The sequence below is a fragment of the Aphanothece sacrum FPU1 genome (assembly GCF_003864295.1).
GTDB classification, from domain to species: Bacteria; Cyanobacteriota; Cyanobacteriia; order Cyanobacteriales; family Microcystaceae; genus Aphanothece_B; species Aphanothece_B sacrum.
Map to the genome: position 1 here is coordinate 226,296 of NZ_BDQK01000001.1, position 19,315 is coordinate 245,610.

Genomic DNA, 19,315 nt, shown 5'->3' on the forward strand with positions numbered 1-19,315 from the left:
TTTGTACAGCTTTTTTGGGAACACTAGAATAGTAAAGTGACTATTGTTACTTTAATTATGACTACCTACTGAGTTGCTTGCACCCGTCCTATTTTCAATCTAAATCCTATCACCCTATTATGACTGAAATTGTCTCTATCCATTCTTATCGGGGTGGAACCGGAAAATCTAATATGACTGCTAACCTGGCAACCACTATGGCATTGTTAGGTAAGCGTGTTGGTATTGTGGATACCGATATACAATCTCCAGGGATACATATTCTGTTTCGTCTGGATGAAACAAAAATTCATAAAACCCTCAATGATTATTTGTGGGATGAAGGTTGTTCTGCTGAAGAAATTGCTTATGATGTCAGTTATGTTTTAAATAATTCTAACGTACAAGTTAATAACCCTAACGGCAAAATTTATCTCATTCCTTCGAGTATGAAAAGTGAAGATATTGCCACTATTTTGAGTGAAGGTTATGATGTGGAATTACTGCAAAGGGGCTTTTTTGAAGTTATCGAGACGTTTAATCTAGATTATTTGTTTGTTGATACTCATCCTGGATTAAACGAAGAAACCCTGCTTTCTATCGGACTTTCAAGCACCTTAGTAATTATCTTGCGCCCTGATCAACAGGACTATTTAGGCACTGCTGTTATTGTAGAAGTTGCCAAAGAATTAGAAGTTCCCAAAATGCTTTTAGTGGTCAATAAAGCGTTACCTGACTTTGATTTTGGCATTCTCAAAGATAAGGTTCATGAGACCTATCAACTCCCAGTAGCGGGAATTTTACCTCTTTCGACAGAAATGCTACGTTTAGGTAGTCAAGGACTATTTTGTTTACAACATCCTGACCATCCCTTAACCAAGGAAATACAACGCATTGTCCAGCATATTCAAAACTAACCCAAAAGAGGATTATTATGAATCAATTCTCGTCTAACGAGTCATCGAAATCCTCTGGGTTAAGTTTTCGGGACTTGCAAAAACTTCCGGAAACTCAACAGCAATTGATTAATTGGATTCGTCGTCAAAATCAAGCTAATTTACTCGATATTGCCATTCATCTTTGTCAAGATGAAGATACAGCTTTGCAAATGTTGACCCCATTGATTGAAAAAGGATTTCTTGAGGAAATTATTGAAAATAATGAACGATATTATCGGGTGACTTATCCCCCAAAAAGAGGACAACCTTTGTTCAAAAAGTTGATGGATAAAAAGAAAGCTTCTGCAACTTCTCAAGAAGAAAAACCAGAAGACGAAAATCCTTTAACAATGGACAATGGACAATGAACAATGGACAATGAACAATGGACAATGAACAATGGACAATGAACAATGGACAATGAACAATGAACAATGGACAATGAACAATGGACAATGGACAATGGACAATGGACAATGGACAATGGACAATGAACAATGGACAATGAACAATGGACAATGAATAATGGACAATGAATAATTCATAATTCATAATTCATAATTCATAATTCATAATTCATAATTCATAATTCATAATTCATAATTCATAATTCATAATTCATAATTCATAATTCATAATTCATAATTCATAATTCATAATTCATATGTTAGCTAAAATTTCTGAAAAATATATGCACAGGGTCAGATGGTGTCTGACTTGTGGTTGGTTGCTGTTAATTTTTTCCTTATTTTATGACCCTATTTCTCCCCTTTTAACCGACCCTAACAGCATTTGGAGTCCTTTTAAAGTTAATCCTCAAGTCTGTATTTCAGTTCAAGGGGAATGTATAAAACAAAGTTCTTATGCTATGGGAGCTTCATTATTTTGGGGATTAATTGTTCCTTGTGGGGTCTTTTTCTTATTAGTTTTTGGACATGAATTTTGGCGAAGAATTTGCCCTTTGAGTTTTATGTCCCAACTATTTAGAGGATTAGGTAAACAGCGTCAACGAAAACGAGTTAATCCTAAAACAGGACAAATTCATTATGAATTAGTCAAAATTAAAGCAGATTCTTGGTTAGGACGCAACTATCTTAAACTCCAATTTGCGCTTTTATATGTGGGAGTTTGTGGTCGTATTTTATTTTATGATTCTAGTCGCATCATATTAGGTATTTTTTTACTATTTAGTATTGGTAGCGCGATTTTAGTCGGTTATCTCTACGGGGGTAAAGCTTGGTGTCAATATTTTTGTCCTATGGCTCCAGTACAAGAATTTTATGGGGAACCCAGAGGACTTCTTAATAGTGTCGCTCATGAAGGAAAACAGGCAATAATTACTCAATCAATGTGTCGTCGTCAAAACTCTGACGGAACGGAGGTGAGTGCTTGTGTCGCTTGTCATAGTCCTTGTATAGATATTGATGCAGAACGCACCTATTGGGATTGGGTCAAAAAACCTGATTATAAGTTTCTTTACTATACTTATGCTGGGTTAGTTGTTGGATTTTTTGTGTATTATTACCTTTATTCTGGTAATTGGAATTATCTTTTATCAGGGGCCTGGACAAGACAAGAAAATCAATTAGAGACATTATTTAATCCGGGATTTTATCTATTTAATACTCCTATTCCTATTCCTAAATTAGTCGCTGCTCCCTTGACTGTTGCGCTTTTTAGTGCATTAGGATATTTTATAGGAATTCAACTTGATAAATTCTATAAAAGTTATCAATTACAGCGTAATCCTATTTTAACTCCCCAACAATTACAACATCAAATTTATACCTTAACAACCTTTTGGGTATTTAATTTCTTTTTCATTTTTGCGGGACGTTCTTATATTGGCAAATTACCTTTAGGGTTACAATATTTATTTAATGTTATGTTAGTTGTGGTGAGTACCCTTTGGTTATATCGAACCTGGGGACGCAGTCCTGAAGGTTATGCTCGTGAAAGTTTGGCCAGTCGTCTACGTCAACAATTAACTCGTTTACAATTAGATGTTTCTCGTTTTTTAGAAGGTCGTTCCTTAGAATCTTTGAATGCAGATGAAGTGTATGTTTTAGCAAAAATTCTGCCAGGTTTTACGGGAGATAAACGACTCGAAGCATATAAAGGAATTTTACGGGATTCTTTAGAAGAAGGCTATGTTAACTCTACAAGTAGTTTAGAAGTCTTGCAACAGATGCGTCAAGAATTAGGAATTAGCGAACAAGAACACTTGACGATTTTAACAGAATTAGGAGTAGAAGACCCCGATTTACTTGATCCTAATCAACAACGAAGTCGTGAAAATCAATTACGTTTACAAAGTTTTCGTCAACGAATTCGGGGAATGGTAACGAATAAACGAAGACGAGGAGCAACAGGATTAGGTCGAGAATTATTAAAGGTAGTTAAGAAGGAAAAATCTATTTCTGATGTGTTAGATAAAGAAGGAGGAACAGTAGAATCTCTTTCTCAAGAGTATGGTATTACTTTAGAAGAAGAAGCCAAGATTTTGGGTAATTTAGATGAGGAGGAACAACGCTTACGTCGTAGTAATATATTATTACGTCAATTACAAGATTTATGGGAAGTCGAACAAGCTTTATTATATCCTCCGTCTTCCTTAGATATTCCTTATCTTAAAACAGGATTAGGGATTCTATGTTCAACAGTAGCTCAAAAACAACGAGTAATTGCTAAAGGGGTTCTCAAAATTTTAGAACAATGGGACTCAGGAACAGAAGCAACTCGTATTGCTTTAGCTTTAGGGAGTTTAACTGTGTCTGTTTTACCAGAATTACTCGAAGATAGAGAACAAAACTGGGAACAACGACTCAATCCTACCCTAATATCTCGTTTACAACAACAGCTAAAGCAAGAAAATGATACACCAACAAATGTGCCTAATGATGTTATGGTTAGCTACTTAGAAACCTTATTAGCAGAACCCGATTCTTTAACCAAGGCAGTTAGTTTATATTTATTAGCTCAACTTAATCTCGAACGAGGACAACAACAAGCGCGTCAACTGTTAGACTCTTATTTAATGTTGAATCCTTCTCTAAAAGAAACCGCCCAACAAATTTTAACAACAGCAACAGAAAATGAATCTAGGGTAGTAACACCATTAGAAAGACTGTTATATTTGTCGAGTTGTGACTTATTAAAGACATTAAAAGCTGAGAGTTTGATGGAATTAGCTTATCAAGTTCCCTTTAAAAATTATCAGCAATCAGATATTATTTGGGAACAAGGAGAAATCAGCAAAGATTTATTACTGTTGCTTGAGGGGACAGTTGAGTGTCAACGTATGGATGAGGAGGGAGAATTAAATATTGAGGAAATAAAATCAGTTCAACTATTAAATGAATTGGAAATTTTAGGTAATATGGAAGTCAGAGGGACATTTGTGGTAACTTCTAATCTAGCTTATGTATTAGTCATTGAAGGAACAATGTTTAATGAACTTCTGGGCCAAGATAAAGGATTTTCTCGTAAAGTTATTGAACAAGAAAGCCGTCGTTTACAACAATTACAACACTTAACCAGTTCATGATCGCTAGTTTATTGGTAAACTCAAAATAGTCCTTTATTCTAAATTTATTTGTAACTTATGTATAATACAAATCCTTCTGTACGTTATGAACCCCGCTATGAACCGGCCGCGGTTATTCCCATTAAACAAAATTCCTCTATACTCGACTGGTTAGAAGCAACAAATCGTTTAATTCCCCGTGAAAATGAAGATTCTCACGCAGCATTAGAGGAAGATGTGGAAATCTCAGATTTAATCGAAGTTGATGATAACTACGATGATGATGATGAACTTGATTTATCTGACGAAGACTAAATACCATTAGCCACATTTGAGATAGTCTAGGAACAACTCCTAGACTTTTTCTTCTTTAGGGTTAATTTTCAGTCGTAGAATAAGTTAATTGTGGATACTAAATTCTTTCCTTCAACCTCCCTCAAACAACCATCAGGAAACAGTTTGCTCATTTTATTAACCTTACTGTTATGTTTTCTTAGTTTGAGTCTGATTCAAATGTTTTCCTCTGCAACTATTTCCGGGTTTTCTCTCCTGTTTCCTTTAGGAGTATCTGCGGCCTTGAGTGGCCTCCTTGGATATGGAGTAGTTCCCCTATTACGAAGACTCAAAACGGGTCAAGTCATTCAAGAAGATGGCCCCCAAACCCATCTAACTAAAGCTGGAACCCCCACTATGGGGGGTATCTTTTTTGTCCCTGTAGCTGTTATTGTTGCCTTAATTTGGTCAAAATTAGAGCCTTCTGTGGTTGCAGTTTCTCTAGTGACCTTAGCTTATTTAGCCATTGGTTGGATTGACGATTGGCAAATTCTACGGCAACAATCTAATAAGGGTCTAACCCCCCGCATGAAACTAATCTTACAAATTGCGATCGCGGTTATTTTTTGTCTCTGGATGGTTGCAACTCAACCATCGAGTTTAACGAATATTGCCTTACCGGGTTCTCTAATTTTACCCTTGGGTGTTTTCTTTTGGTTACTAGCAGGTTTTGTCATGGTAGCTGAAAGTAACGCCACTAACCTCACTGATGGAGTAGATGGGTTGGCCGCAGGAACAGGGGCCTTAGCATTTCTGGGGTTAGGGGCCTTAGTTGCTGCTAGTTCTCCAGGGTTAATGATTTTTTGTGCTTGCATGAGTGGTGGTTGCTTAGGGTTTGTCGTCCATAACCGCAATCCTGCTAAGGTGTTTATGGGAGATACAGGATCTCTAGCGTTAGGGGGTTCTTTAGCTGCTGTAGGCATTTTAAGCGGTAATCTGTGGGGATTATTTATTCTTAGTGGTATTTTCTTTGTTGAATCTCTATCCGTAATTGCTCAAGTCAGTTATTATAAAGCCACTAAAGGGCCAGACGGAAAAGGCAAACGACTCTTAAAAATGGCACCTTTGCATCATCATTTAGAATTAAGTGGTTGGGCCGAAACTCAAATTGTAGGAATCTTTTATCTAATTAATGCAGGGTTAGCTTTATGCGCCGTGATTTTATCTTAATTATTAATTGATAAAACCTGAAATATTGTTATAGGGGTCAACGGCCGTTGACCCCTACTTTTGTATTTAGCTTAAGCTGTTGTGCATTTAAACTGCTTATTGGTTAAATTGAAGGAAATAGCTACAACTCTCTTTCTTTTTGCCTTTTGCCTTTTGCCTTGCTAATACGCATTTTAAATGCGTATTAGCTTACCGACCTTAGCATTTTTTTAAACAAAACTAATTGCTGTGCTAGTAGCAGTTAAATCATCAATTCCTTGCACAACGGCAATTAAATCTGGCGTATTTTGAGTTTTATCAATAATAGCTATCCCTTCATATTTTTCCTGGTTTAAGGAGACAAAATCATATGAACTTGCTTGACCATGCAGTTGAATAATATCTCCATGTTGTGCATTAAATTCTTCAATTAAAGCAAAGTCTTGGAACTGAGTCTGAGCATAATAAGCAATGGTTTTATCACCTAAAACGAAGGTATCTGCAGCTTTGCTTCCTGATAAAATATCGACTTGTGATGACTGTCCAACTAATGATTTATTTTGCTTAACTCCTGTTACATCTATTCCGGTATCAGAAATAATTTGAGCTATGATATTTTGGCTAGTAAGACTAAGACTGTTTTTCGGTGCAGTTGGAGTTGTGGTAGTCAGATTAGTAGTGGGAGTAAGAGTATTGGTAGCTGTGGAATTACCCGTAGTGGAAGTAGTAGTCGTAGGAAGGGAATTATTATAAACAATCTTGATTTGATTGCTTGTATTAAGATAGTAATCTTTCACAAGAATCGAACCATTACTTCCTAATATCAAACGTAAATCATTTCCAATTTGGCTAGAAGTTACTGCCTTTACATCATATTCTACCCTTAATGTATCTTGACTGGTTCCATTGAAAATAACATCATTACCAGTTAATCGCTTAGAACTATAACCACTGATAAAATTAGCGTTATTATTCAGATAAATGGTATCGCTACTTCGGGAAGTAACAAGATTTTCAATGTTTGCATCGTAAGCAATAGTTGTGCCAAAACGAGTCGATTTATAATTCACTCCATTGACTGTATAGTTAGTGTTGTCATAAACAGTACTATTCGTAATAAATCCCCCAGGATTTAAGTCAATACGATAACCTTCAGTATTACCAACTAATTGAAGTAAATCTATTGTATCAGTCCCCCCTCCATCCCAAATGGTTTGCTTAATATTATCAGTAGTATTAATTAAGGATTGGCCGTTAACGGTAAATTTATCAACGCTACTGGTAAAGACATAAGTTGTATTTCCTGAATTATAGGTTTGATTTTTGCCATAAAGTGACTGTAAAGCAGCGATATCAAAGGGCATAAATGTTGCGGCGGTACTAGCATCTCCATATAGGAAGTTATAACCCATCACTGTATTATTACTATTATCTAATTGTGGGGATAAGATATTAGGGTCTGCAAAAGAATGTTTTAATCCTAACGCATGACCAATTTCATGAATTAAGGTCGTATAACCATGAGACCCAGCAGAATTTTGAAACCCATTAGTATCCCCTCTATAATCGTAACTTGTCTTAAGATGAACATCCCCACCTAAATCAGAAACATGAGGATAATAAGCATAGGCATAACCCGGCGTACTAGAGTCCATAAAACGAATTGTACCAAAAGTATTAGTGTTAGTTTCCATTACTTCTTGGAAATCTACATTAATAATAGTTTTAATCCAATTCATAATAGATCTTACATTGCTTTTAACTCCTTCACTAACTTCTTTTACTCCTGTTTCAGATCCAGAATAAGCCCCTTTAAAGACATCATTTTCATAAAAGCTATAAGTGATAACAGGATTAGTCGAGTTAAGTGTCCATTGATATCCTGAGAGAAGGGTATTAATCGGAGGTGTCGTGATGGTGGAATTATTCTGTGTGGTAGTATTGCTAGTGCTAGTAACTAACTTTCGTGGAACTTCATTAGTGGAAAGAGGGCTAGAACAATTGGGACAATTACATCGCAAATTGAGGGTAGATAAACTATGATCAATCTGCAGATTATCATTTCCTAGCCATCCACTAGTCTGATTGAGTAAAATATTATTATCTGTCTTTAAATTAGTCTCAGATGATAAGTTGATGAGCTTATCTTGATGATTCAATAATTCGCTAGAATTACTCTGCAATTCTAATTCTTTTAGGGAATTCAGAGAAGAAGTATTTCCTAAATTTGAAGTTTTATTTGTGTTGATTTTAACCTCTAAATTAAAATCATTAGAAGAAGATAAATTTTCTTTTAATTGTTCTTTTGTCTGCTCGAATGATGAAGTGAAATTCTCTTTAATAACTTTAATGACAGGAGGCAAAAACTGAAAATTATCTAAGGTCACTTGATTTAGCTGTTCTCGTAATTCTGAACCGATTAAATCTTCGGGAGAGTTAAGGGGTTTATCAATAACATTTGCCAAAACTTTAATGGGTTTTTCCATCTCATTTATCCTTTTAATTTTTTATTGAATATGACAATGATCTGTGGATCATATCGGCTGTGTTTTTAGTCACACAATCTTGAACACAACCTCATGTTAAAACAACAATATAATTACTGATAAGGGAAAAATTACTGATCTTTCTTTAAGTGAAAATATGAATATTATAAAAACAAAAATGAAAAATAAAGCAATTTTAAAATAAATTTTAATTTCCGATTAATCAAATATTTTTTTAACTGAAAATACTGATATTAATTTAAAATAAAATAATTAAATTATTGTATAAATTAATTATTTTTAAGGAAAAATGATAAATAAAAATAACCAAAAATATCTATGATAATTAAAATTACTGATATATTGTAAAATTTATCTAAGTAATCTTTTATAAAGATTATGTAAAATAAAATAGATAAAAAAAATTAAAAGGCTTAAAAAATCGCTGTTTACTTCTCAAAAATGGGGTGGATTTGACTGATGAGGAAAGGAAGGACTTACGGTTACTTTTAAATCAGTTTCCGGCGTTTGAGTATTGCTTATGAATTAAAAGAAGAATTAGGAGATTCGGTATTAACAGTAATCATTTGTGGTTCTACCGGACTTATTATGCTAAATTAATAATCAATAAAAGGCTAAAGCCTTATGCTATAAAAACGATAGTCCGACGAACGCGGATTAAATTCTAAGTTGCGTAGGCAACCTTTGTTTGTATAGCGGGTCTCCCAACATCTTGGGGTAAAATGTATAAAAAACTACAATGCTTAAGATGGTGAGTTACGACGCGCCTTAAAAGTTATGAGTTTTTCATCAAAATCATAGCTGCGTCTAACCCACCCTACGAATTATAAGCTTTACTTATAACCATAGGTACGGGAGAACCGAAGGCTTAATACAAAACTTAGCACTCATTTTAGATTGGTTAGGGAACAAAACAATTAGAGGAAAAAAGAACTATTTAAGCTTGAATGAGGAAATCTGTCTCGTCAATGATTCCAGTCACATCAAGATTTAACTTGGCAAACTGTCCCCCATTTCCTAAACCAGTCGTAGCACCATTTTGGTTATAGAATAGGTTTCCTGTGACTTGGTTGTACACCATTTTGGCACTACTTGAACCCACCACCGTGAGTTCGTTGAGAGCATTGTTAATCAGGGCAAATTCAGAGGCGTTTAAATTACCGCCAACCGCACTGGTGAGGGACTTGAAAGAGGTTTTGCTCAGAGCGATTTTATCGATGCCTTTGACAAAATCAGTCAAAATGTCCACTCCAAAGGCACTAGAAGCGAATTTTGCCCAACTACCAAAGATGAATTGGTCGGCCCCGTCACCTCCAGTCAAGATGTCATCTCCTGCACCTCCTACTAAGGTATCATTGCCTCCCTCACCCTTGAGAGTGTCATTACCACTGAGTCCTTTGAGACGGTTATTGCCACTGTTGCCTGTGATAGTGTTGTTTAGAGTATTGCCTGTTCCATTAATGTTGCCAGTTCTCGTTAAGATTAGGTCTTCCACATTGGTGGTTAGGGTATGGGTAACTGAAGATTTAACCGTGTCTTGGCCTTCTCCAGGGTTTTCCACTACTACATCACGCCTGCTATTGACGATGTAGGTGTCATCTTCAGTACCGCCCACGAGTTGGTCAATGCCTGTTCCTCCATCAATAACATCATCTCCTGCACCACCGTATATCGTATCATTCCCTGCACCACCGTATACCGTATCATTCCCTGCACCTGCGTTGATGTTGTCGTTGCTATTCGTGCCTTTGAGGGTTTCACTATTGGCAGTACCATTGATGGTATTAATTACCTTTAAGGTAAAGGTATCAGAGGCACTTTCTCCAACACTATCCATTGCGGTAACAGTTATGTCATAATTGCCAGAAGCTAGATCGTTAGGTGTGCCACTAAAGGTAAGGGTTGCAGCATCAAAACTGATCCCTTGGGGTAATAAAGTCCCATCAGCTAAAGTGTAGCTGAGAATAACATCATCAACATCGCTAAAGGTGGTTTCAGGGATGGTGAAGGTGAAGGGTTGTCCTTCGGTAGCGGTTTGAGGGGCGATCGCATTTTGAACCACTGGTGCGTCATTAACAGGGTTAATCACTACATTGAAGATATTATCCACAAATTGACCGTTAGAAGTTCCCCGAATGGTAATATTTGCTGTGCCAAATTGATTGTCTAAATAATCAATAGTAAGTTGATTATTGTTAATTGTCGCTGTTACTAATCCTTGATTATTGTTAGCAAACACGCTCTTAATAATGACATCTCCATCCACATCACTAAAGACATTTGTTAAGTCAATGACGGTGTTAGCAGCATCTTCGTTAACAGTCAGATTGGCGATCGCCTGATTAATAACAGGTAAGTCATCTACTGCATTAACCGTAATATTTACGGTAGCAAAATTAGTCGCGTAAACAGTGCCTTCAAAACCGTTCCAATTAAAGCTAATATTGCCATTAAAGTTTGTATTTGGCACAAAGGTGAGATTGTTGATCTCGGCGATCGCTATTTCTTGATTTAGCGAGATCGCTGTATTACCGATGTTGAGAGTGCCGTTATTCGGTAAAGAAGTAATCTGAATTTTAGTCAGATTATTGCCATCAGGATCATTAAAAGCTGAGGTAAAATCAGTTAAGGTGAAAGCGATGGCGTTATCTTCATTCCCTGTTTTATTAATATTAATTAGGGTTGGGGGTTGATTAGTTGGTAATAACTGATTACCAAAGTCAATATTTGTAAGAATTTGACCCGCAGTTAGCGTAACAGTATGAACTAAGCTAACCGTATTATCAGGAATATATAAGGGGTCATTCGTGCCGTTATTCCCTGTATTTCCTGTATTAGAACCATTAGAATTATTGTTGAGGTTTAAGATAGCTTCAGCAAGGGATAAAACATTAATTCGAGGATAACTATTTCCTGTGTTAATAACGTTATCGTTTTCGTCGTCACCATCAATAATTAGGTCACTGGTAGTATCTAATAACGTGCTAAATTCGGTTAAAGTAAGTTCTCGTCCTAAATAGGTTTGGGCAATTTGTTGGGAAAGGGTGGCGATCGCACTAATATAGGGTGTTGCTTGAGAGGTTCCTCCCATTGAAATTGTGCCACCTGTCGCATTTGCGCCTGTAATCAAGATACCTGGAGCAAATACGTCTAGAAGCGGGTGACGTTGGGAGAAACTAGCAATTCTGTCGGCTGCTGTGCTGTAATCAACTGCCCCATTGCCAAAGGTACGAGAACCGAAGTCATCAGCCCAGACTGCCCCCACTGAGATAACATTAGGATCAATGGCAGGATAGGCAAGTCCTGGGGTACTGTTGAAGGTGTAGAAGCTGTTCCCTGCGGCTGCTGCAATGAGGATGTTTTGAGATGCGATCGCAGTTAATTCATCCCCAATACCATAACGTGGGACTTCTGTTGTCCAATTTTGACTATCTCCTAAAGAAAGGTTGACAGATTTGATATTATATGCTAAGGAATTTTGATTAACCCATTGCAGGGCTTCCTCTAAGTCGGCAAAATAGCCAGAACCGTTGTCTTTAAAGACTTTGAGGATAATTAGGTTAGCTTCGGGGGCAATTTGGGCAGCGATGCTGGTAATATGAGAACCATGATTATTGCGATCGCCCGCATCTCCATCATTATCGGCGAAGTCGTATTGATAAATAATGCGATCTGCTATGCCATTATTATCAGTATCGGGTCCAAATAAGGGATGATTTAAGTCTGCCCCTGTATCAATAATAACAATGCTTTGCCCTTGTCCTTTGATGTCAGAAAAACGAGAATCTGTCCAGAAGTCATCAAGGTAAATTAGGGAAATAGCGTTACTATTGAGGGGAGTAGAAGGGGTAGTATTTGTATTGGTAACAGGAGGATTAGTTGGGGTATTGGAAGGAGATTCATCATCAAGAATAGTGATGTTTGCAGTACCTTGATTACCAATAATTGCGCCGTTAGTTGGGTTAGTTAATTGGATAGTAAAGTCTTCGTCTCCTTCTACTTTGTCATCATTGCGAATTTTGATAGCGTTGGGATTATTTAAGATGGCATTTTGAACAGTAATGACTTTGCTAACTTCATTATTAATAGAACTTGCTGCACAACCGCATCCCTTCGCAGTTCCATCAATAAAACTTAGGGTTGCACCGACAGAATTGGTAATATCTCCTGTACGGGTAACAATAATTTCGGTGATAGCGGTTCCGTCTTCTTGAACGGTATAATTGGCTGCACTAAAGTTCAGTTGAGTTTGACCTTCTGAGAAGGGAGAAATCAGGTCTAAAGTGGGAATAGAAAGGGGAATATTTGCCCCAGTTGTGCTAATAGTAAAGATAGGATAGGTTTGTTTCCATCCTTCTTGAACAATTTGTGCAACGTTATAAGTTCCAGGTCGTAAATTGGTGAACTGATAGTTACCGTTCGCATCCGTTTGGGTGGAAGTTTCACCGTTATCTAATTGGTTGTTCCCATTACTGTCTAAATAAACCGTCCAACCTGATAGATTTGCTTCATTATTATTAACCGCATTGCCATCAATGTCATTCCAAATATTGCCTTTGATTTCAGCATCATTATCTTGAATACCGACGTTAACATTAGGAACAGTTAACCCGTTGTAATTGGTATCGCTACTGGTAACAGAATGGTTAATAATTGCGGTGTGATTTCCTTCAGTTACGGTGTCATTAACCGCAGTAACGATAACAGTTTGGGGAGTATTCCAGTTCGTTGAATTAAAGGTGAAGGTAGTTTGATTAAGGGTAATTTGACTGTTACCTGTTAGGGTAATGGTAACGTCAGCAGTGGGTTGAGTTTTTAAGACTAAACTGTAGCTATCGGTGTTACCTCCTTCAGTAATGCTGGTATTGCCTCCCGTTTGGGTTAGGGTGATACCTGGGGTTGCAGGTGGTGTAATGCTAAAGGTTGCGGTTTTGGGTGCATCACCACTGTTTCCTGCATTATCTTGGATGGTGGTAGCATCAACCCGTAAATTATAAATTCCAGGGGTATTAGTTAAGGTATCTAACCCGTTTATGCGATAGGTTGTACCAGAGATGTAGTCAACTGTCACCGTATTCGGTAGGGTAAGGGTGACACCATCACGGGTTAAGGAAATATCACTCTTATCGAAGGTACTTAAATCGATAGTTTCTGAGAATTGAACATCGATACTATTAACGGGGTTAGGGGTTGAGGTGGGAACGTTGAGGAATTGAGTTAAAACGGGTTTTGTAACGTCTGCAAATAAGCTTAAAGTTGTATTGGTGGTGTTTCCTGCTGCATCTTGTACTCGGATTTCTAATTCTCTTGCACCTGGAGACGGCAGTTGAACGTTACTATTAAACTGCGTCCCTGTAACCGTTGCTTGTTGTAAGAGAGTATTGGTAGTTTTGTCGTAGAAAAAGACTTTTAAGCCGGTTTCGCCTAATTCTCCGCTAATATTGGGGTTGGTTGTATTAATTCGTCTTTGTCCTGATACAGTTAGGGTGACAAATTCCTGTAGGGGCGCAAGGTTTGCGCCCAAAGCTGTTAGGGTATTAGTAACATTAATATTAGTCGGTGCAGTGGGTGCAATGGTATCCATTACCCAGGTTTCAGACTGTATTCCTGTTCCAGAATTACCCGACAAATCTTGAATACCACTACCGTTGACGCTGAGGGTATAAGTACCATCGGTGAGGGTTAAAGCGGTTAAATTATTAATCCGATAAGTCGTATCATTAATAGCACTAATTGTGACAGTATTATTAATTAAATTCGTGCCATTATTGCGAGTCAGAATAATATCTTGCCAAGTGAAGGTACTGAGGTCAATTTTTTCGGAAAAAGTAACCGTTAAAGAGGGAACTGGTTGATTACGAGGAGCAATTAAAAGATCAACTACATCAGTAACAATAGGAGGGGTTGTATCAGCATTTCCTGTGGCTATTTTTAGCCACGTTTCTGTCAAGAACCCTGTGCCTAATTTACCTGTGGTGTCTTGTATTCCTGATGCGTTAACCGTTAAGGTATAGTCTCCATCATTATTGGTTAAAGTATTTAATCCGGTAATTTGATAACGGGTAGGAGATAAGGCAAAAATCGAAATCGTAGAATTGATTAAATTTGAACCACCATTGAGGGTTAAACTGAGATCGTTGTAATCAAAAGTATTCGCTTTAATGGCTTCAGAAAAGTCAACGGTAATGGCGTTAACAGCCGTAGCGATGGGGTCAGGACTAACATCAATGATATCGGTAACGGTGGGTCCACCAGGGGTATAAACAACCGTGTAGATTTTCGTTCCTGCTGTGGCGTTATTGTCAAGAAAATGTAAAATATTTTCATAAATTGGGCGACCTGTTGCGGGGAAAGTGCGGTCAGTTGTCCAAATGTTTTCTAAGCTAATTTCTGTGCCATCAGAACGCAATATTTTAGCGAGATCCAATTGGCTATTACTGGGTTCATCTAAGCGGAAATAAGTCCAACCATTGTCAACGGTGGCGGTAATTTGAACGGTTAAATCATTGAGGGTTGCAGGTGTGTCAATGGTGGCATTTTTAACGGCGTTGACGGGTGCAGTCCCCCCACTACTAAAGTAAAGAGTATCAGGGGTAAATTCTGCATCAAAGGTATCATTAACGAGGAAATCAGGTAAGCTATCAGGGTTAGGATGATTAACTTGAACTTGATGGATTAATTCGTGAATTTTGACTTCTTTGATTAAGGACAGTTCGGCTTTACCTAAGCTATTAGTATGTTCAAAGGTGGCTTTATAGTCAATAAATTTACCCTGTAAACTGGATTTGAGTAACCAGTCAGCAACGGCAGTTTTTCCGGCTTGAATATCTCCAAAATTGACGGTTAAGGAAGGACTAACCCCTTGTCCATTAACTTCTGAACCGATAATTTGGAAGTCAATTAATAACCCTTTTTCATTCTCGATGATTTTGGGTTGACCAGAAGTAATCTTAAGATTTTTTGCGTCTCCTTTGCCTTCATTTCTGACTAAAACAGCGAGGGAATAAGGGACAGACGTTTCAATAATATCCTCGGTAAAGGGGTCATCGGCAAAGACATCCCGTTGATGGAAATAGTCTAAATAGAGTTCTGCTTGAGGGAAGACAGTAATGGGAGTAGAGAGTAAGGGAACAGTGACGGTTGTGCCGTTTTCGAGGTAGGAAAGTGTGCCTCCGATAGTGTATTGAGTGGGGATTTCTGGTGCAGCTAAATTAGTAGGAATAAATGTCCATTGTGCGCTACCAATGCCTTCATCTTGGGGAGTATTAGGGTTATCTCCTGTTAAGATTCCCGTACCATCAACGGCGGTAATATTGCTGAGGATGGGTGAAGTAATGCCAAATAAGTCGTTAACAATATTGCCGTTTTCGTCTTTAATTTGCAGGATAACAGAGAGGTTTTCGAGGTTGGTTGCGTTGCCGTTTTCGATTTCTAAACTACCCAGAAACGCAGCACGGGTCATTACTGCTTCTTGGTCGATTTTGATGGTGACTTGAGCGCAGACACTTGCATTCTCTGCTTGAATTTCTTCAGATTCTGCTTCTAAAGACGACATTGAAAACGAACCAAAATTACGGCTCAACCTTTCTATTTCGCTAAAAATACCTTGTGCTATTTGTTCTGCTTCAGCAAAAATATCTTCAAAGCCTCTGCTAACACTGATTTGCATTTCTTGTTCGGCAATTTTTAGCTTACTTTGCCAAACATCCAAATCTAGAAAATCAGTATTCTGTCCATTAGGAACTTCAGAAGCATTTGTAATTCCAGCATTCCAATAATCAATACTTCGATTCCATCGTTCTACAAATCGATTAATATCAGCAGTATTTATTTCAAGAGACTGCGAAATGTTGATGAGTTCGTTAACTTCTGTACTAGACAGCTTGAAACCATTGTCGGTCAATTCCTCAGTTCTTAAGAAAAAAGCATCTATCCAGTTACCGAAATCTTTAGTCTCAATAGTTTCATTCAGCCAGGCAGAAGAATCAAATAAGTAGAGATGGAAGTCAACAATTTTTTGTAAACGTGCATAAACATCTTCCATTTTTTCGAGCAACTCTAACAGTGGATTAGAGCCGATAATTGCATTAGAATTCTGAAAGGTAGTCTCGAAAGCAATTTGACTTTGAGACTGAGTGTTGGATGATATCAAAAGACAGCGTAGTGAATCTCCAATTTCTAAAGCACAGCTAAAGCCTACTAGAAAAGCACCTAATGGTTTATTAATTTTTTTTGCTACTTCACCTAACGATTTTAGACATCCATAAAGAGCTTTAGTTTCATCAAAATATGTCGGTCTATTTTCTGTATATAGTCCAATTGTATCTTTCAAACAACTAGCTAAATTTCTCCAGTCGTCTAACTTTGGTAGTTGTGTAAAAACACCAATTAAATCTATAACACATCCGGCAACAGCATTAAATACATCCAGCCTATTTACATCACAAGGAGGATTGGGTTGGGGATTAGTATTACAAGGATTAATATTAGTAATAATCGGCGTAGGACTAAAAATACCGCCGCCACCGCCGCCACCGCCGCCACCGCCAATAGACGGTAAGCTAGGAGGACAATTTCCTTCAACGTTGCTAACGGCGATCGCAGACCCTCTTGTGACATTATTAGGCCCACAAGGATAAGACCATTGTAAAGATCCAGAAATTGAGCAAGGAACGGGTGTATCTGGATCTACATCCCCACCGCCAGTACCGCCACCAGTACCACCGCCACCAGGATTAGAAAAATCGTTAATTCTTGTCACCCTCACAGGAATAGTCAGGGAACTTTTAGCAGCTAAATTATCAATTTCACCCAGTAATGGCTCAATTTTATAAAATGGATGAGTTCCAAAATTCAACTTAATATCATTAGCAGTAATTAATCCGTGATTAGTCACCGTCATATTAATCTGTGTGACTTGACCAACTACCTGTAAATCTTTTAAATCAATTAAAGGCGGATCAATAACAACAACCGGAATCGGAACATCAGTTTCAAAAGTAGATTGAACACTAATGGTATATCGATCTTCAATTTCTGTCGGCGTTACTGTCCAAGTATATTTAACCGTTTGCCTTGACAAAAATGCCTGAATATCTTCTGTTTCTCCTGCACCAATGAAGATATTTTGTTGATAAGTATCATGGTTATTTGCTGTTACTCTCAGGGTATAATATCCCTCGGCTAAATCAGTTTTTGATAATACCCCATCCGCATCTTGTTCAGAGAAAATAACCCTTCCCGTAAAGGGATCTAATAAAGTTACTGTGGCATTTTCTAACCTCGGTGAACCTTCCGCAAAAAAGAATAATTCATCAACTACATTGATATTAAGATTGCCTTTTGCTTCGGAAACCGCACGAAAATCAAAGGGTAAACTTAAGGAAGCTTCATCTCCTGAAATGACAACATTGCCGTTATAAACCGTTAACTCTTGCGTTGCTGAAGGTTGTAATAATAAGGATACTTTAGTTGATTCACCTGGATTTAAAGAAGGTAAAGTGACAGGTGAAGCTAACTTTAACCAAGACGCTTCAGGGAGTAAAATATCTAATTCCCCTGATGCTATTTCCCCTTGATTACTAACAGTAAATTCTACAAGGCTTTGTCCTCCTCGTAACATACTTGCTTGTAATCTGCTAGTATCTGCCACTAAACGGGGTAATAATTGCGCCACATCTACCCTTACTGGTAAGTTAGCTGTCACCCCTTCATTACTACTTAAACCCACTGAGAAATTGTAATAACTCCAGTTATCATTAGGGACATTAATACTGTAATTAACCGTTATTTCTTCATTCCCTGATAAAGTCGTTTTCTCTGGAGTAAGATTAACTGTCCAATCACTCGGCGCACCATTTATATTAGCAGTTAATCCCGATAATTCTATATTACTTAAATTCTGTAATTTAACCGAACCATTAAAAGTTGTTCCTTCTGTAATACGCTGAGAAACTTGAGTTAAGAATTGGTCATTTTGTTCAAACCGCATTCCTAACAAAGTAAACTGATCTTCTGCTGCACTATCTTCTTGAGAAAACCCAGGAAAATAAGCATTAATTTTATAATTTCCTGCTTCTCCTGTTAAGGGAGAAAATTGACGGACAAAATTGCCATTTGCATCAGTAAACGCATCAAATTCTCGTATATTCCCCTTATTTTCTACCCTGACTTTCACAAATTCAAAGGCAACGGGAGAATTATCACTATTACTTAAAGCCGTTCCTCGTAAAGTGATAGGATTACCTGCGATCGCGGTTTCTGTATCAGTATAAACTGTCGCACGATAAGCAGGTGTTATGGTTAGTGGAGTAATAGTCGTATTATTATTTTCTCCAATGTTTACCCCTTCATTAATTGTATTTTCGCTATCTGTTACTCCAATTAAATAATACTGTCCTGGAGTTCTTGACGCAAAATAGGTAACAGTGCGATTATAAGATGTTCCTGGTAATAAATTAGCAGGATTTTCTGTACTTCCTAAGCCAAATTCTCCTAATAAAGTATCATTAGCATCTAGTTTATTATCCGTTGACAAATAAACCCTGTCTTTCCAACTTCCTGATGCAGAAATAATGCCATTATTAGCAATAGTGTAAGTAAATTGTGATTGTTTACCTGTATAAGTGGGTTGTATTCCTTGTAACTGAGTCACCGATAAATCAGGGACATTTATATCAGTAACTTCTAAGCTATCACTACCACTATTTAAACCGTCTGCTGAGGCATTAATATTAATGGTTTGACTACCATCATTAATACCATCACTGACTCCTGTAATTGTAAAAGTAGCAGAAGTTTGTCCGACGGGAATTATTACAGTATTGGGAACAGTAGCTTCTGTGGTATCACTAGAATTAAGATTGACCTGGCGTGGGGACATA

The 19,315-nt window shown here is 37.4% G+C and carries 8 protein-coding genes and 1 pseudogene; 7 read left to right on the plus strand and 2 right to left on the minus strand.

Annotated elements, in window-relative coordinates; genetic code table 11:
- Nucleotides 1-119: 119 nt before the first annotated feature.
- The 6 genes from AsFPU1_RS01035 (at nucleotide 120) to mraY (ending at nucleotide 5,946) form a co-directional block, all read left to right on the plus strand.
- Nucleotides 120-896 (plus strand): MinD/ParA family ATP-binding protein, encoded by a 777-nt coding sequence (locus tag AsFPU1_RS01035; protein ID WP_124969850.1) that lies wholly within the window; start codon nucleotides 120-122, stop codon nucleotides 894-896.
- Between the two features lie 17 nt (nucleotides 897-913).
- Complete coding sequence (locus tag AsFPU1_RS01040; RefSeq protein ID WP_124969853.1) at nucleotides 914-1,285, plus strand: FeoC-like transcriptional regulator; 372 nt, start codon at nucleotides 914-916, stop codon at nucleotides 1,283-1,285.
- 31 nt (nucleotides 1,286-1,316) lie between these two features.
- On the plus strand, nucleotides 1,317-1,439 hold the full coding sequence (locus AsFPU1_RS23250; RefSeq protein ID WP_265415782.1) for a hypothetical protein: 123 nt from the start codon (nucleotides 1,317-1,319) through the stop codon (nucleotides 1,437-1,439).
- A 169-nt stretch (nucleotides 1,440-1,608) separates the two neighbouring features.
- Nucleotides 1,609-4,464, plus strand: a complete 2,856-nt coding sequence (locus tag AsFPU1_RS01045; protein ID WP_227873325.1) for a cyclic nucleotide-binding domain-containing protein — start codon at nucleotides 1,609-1,611, stop codon at nucleotides 4,462-4,464.
- A gap of 57 nt (nucleotides 4,465-4,521) precedes the next feature.
- Nucleotides 4,522-4,758 carry a DUF3134 domain-containing protein gene (locus tag AsFPU1_RS01050; RefSeq protein ID WP_124969859.1) on the plus strand — a complete coding sequence of 79 codons (237 nt, stop codon included), beginning with the start codon at nucleotides 4,522-4,524 and terminating at the stop codon, nucleotides 4,756-4,758.
- A 90-nt stretch (nucleotides 4,759-4,848) separates the two neighbouring features.
- Complete coding sequence (mraY, locus tag AsFPU1_RS01055) at nucleotides 4,849-5,946, plus strand: phospho-N-acetylmuramoyl-pentapeptide-transferase (RefSeq protein ID WP_124969862.1); 1,098 nt, start codon at nucleotides 4,849-4,851, stop codon at nucleotides 5,944-5,946.
- A gap of 209 nt (nucleotides 5,947-6,155) precedes the next feature.
- Here the strand turns inward: mraY and AsFPU1_RS01060 are convergent, their stop codons facing one another.
- The gene (locus AsFPU1_RS01060; RefSeq protein WP_124969865.1) at nucleotides 6,156-8,411 is read right to left on the minus strand and encodes a M10 family metallopeptidase; all 2,256 of its coding nucleotides are present in this window, start codon (nucleotides 8,409-8,411) and stop codon (nucleotides 6,156-6,158) included.
- A 422-nt stretch (nucleotides 8,412-8,833) separates the two neighbouring features.
- Between AsFPU1_RS01060 and AsFPU1_RS23485 the strand changes: the two are divergent.
- Nucleotides 8,834-8,972 (plus strand): annotated as a pseudogene (locus AsFPU1_RS23485) (transposase); the annotation flags it as partial.
- A 397-nt stretch (nucleotides 8,973-9,369) separates the two neighbouring features.
- Here the strand turns inward: AsFPU1_RS23485 and AsFPU1_RS01065 are convergent.
- Nucleotides 9,370-19,314: a S8 family serine peptidase gene (locus AsFPU1_RS01065; RefSeq protein ID WP_124969868.1), complete on the minus strand. Its 9,945-nt coding sequence runs from the start codon at nucleotides 19,312-19,314 to the stop codon at nucleotides 9,370-9,372.
- Nucleotide 19,315 lies beyond the last annotated feature (1 nt).

Coding starts and splice junctions, on each gene's coding strand:
- AsFPU1_RS01035 (WP_124969850.1), top strand. CDS start 120: ATGACTGAAATTGTCTCTATCCATTCTTATCGGGGTGGAACCGGAAAA.
- AsFPU1_RS01040 (WP_124969853.1), top strand. CDS start 914: ATGAATCAATTCTCGTCTAACGAGTCATCGAAATCCTCTGGGTTAAGT.
- AsFPU1_RS23250 (WP_265415782.1), top strand. CDS start 1,317: ATGGACAATGAACAATGGACAATGAACAATGAACAATGGACAATGAAC.
- AsFPU1_RS01045 (WP_227873325.1), top strand. CDS start 1,609: ATGCACAGGGTCAGATGGTGTCTGACTTGTGGTTGGTTGCTGTTAATT.
- AsFPU1_RS01050 (WP_124969859.1), top strand. CDS start 4,522: ATGTATAATACAAATCCTTCTGTACGTTATGAACCCCGCTATGAACCG.
- AsFPU1_RS01060 (WP_124969865.1), bottom strand. CDS start 8,411: ATGGAAAAACCCATTAAAGTTTTGGCAAATGTTATTGATAAACCCCTT.
- AsFPU1_RS01065 (WP_124969868.1), bottom strand. CDS start 19,314: ATGTCCCCACGCCAGGTCAATCTTAATTCTAGTGATACCACAGAAGCT.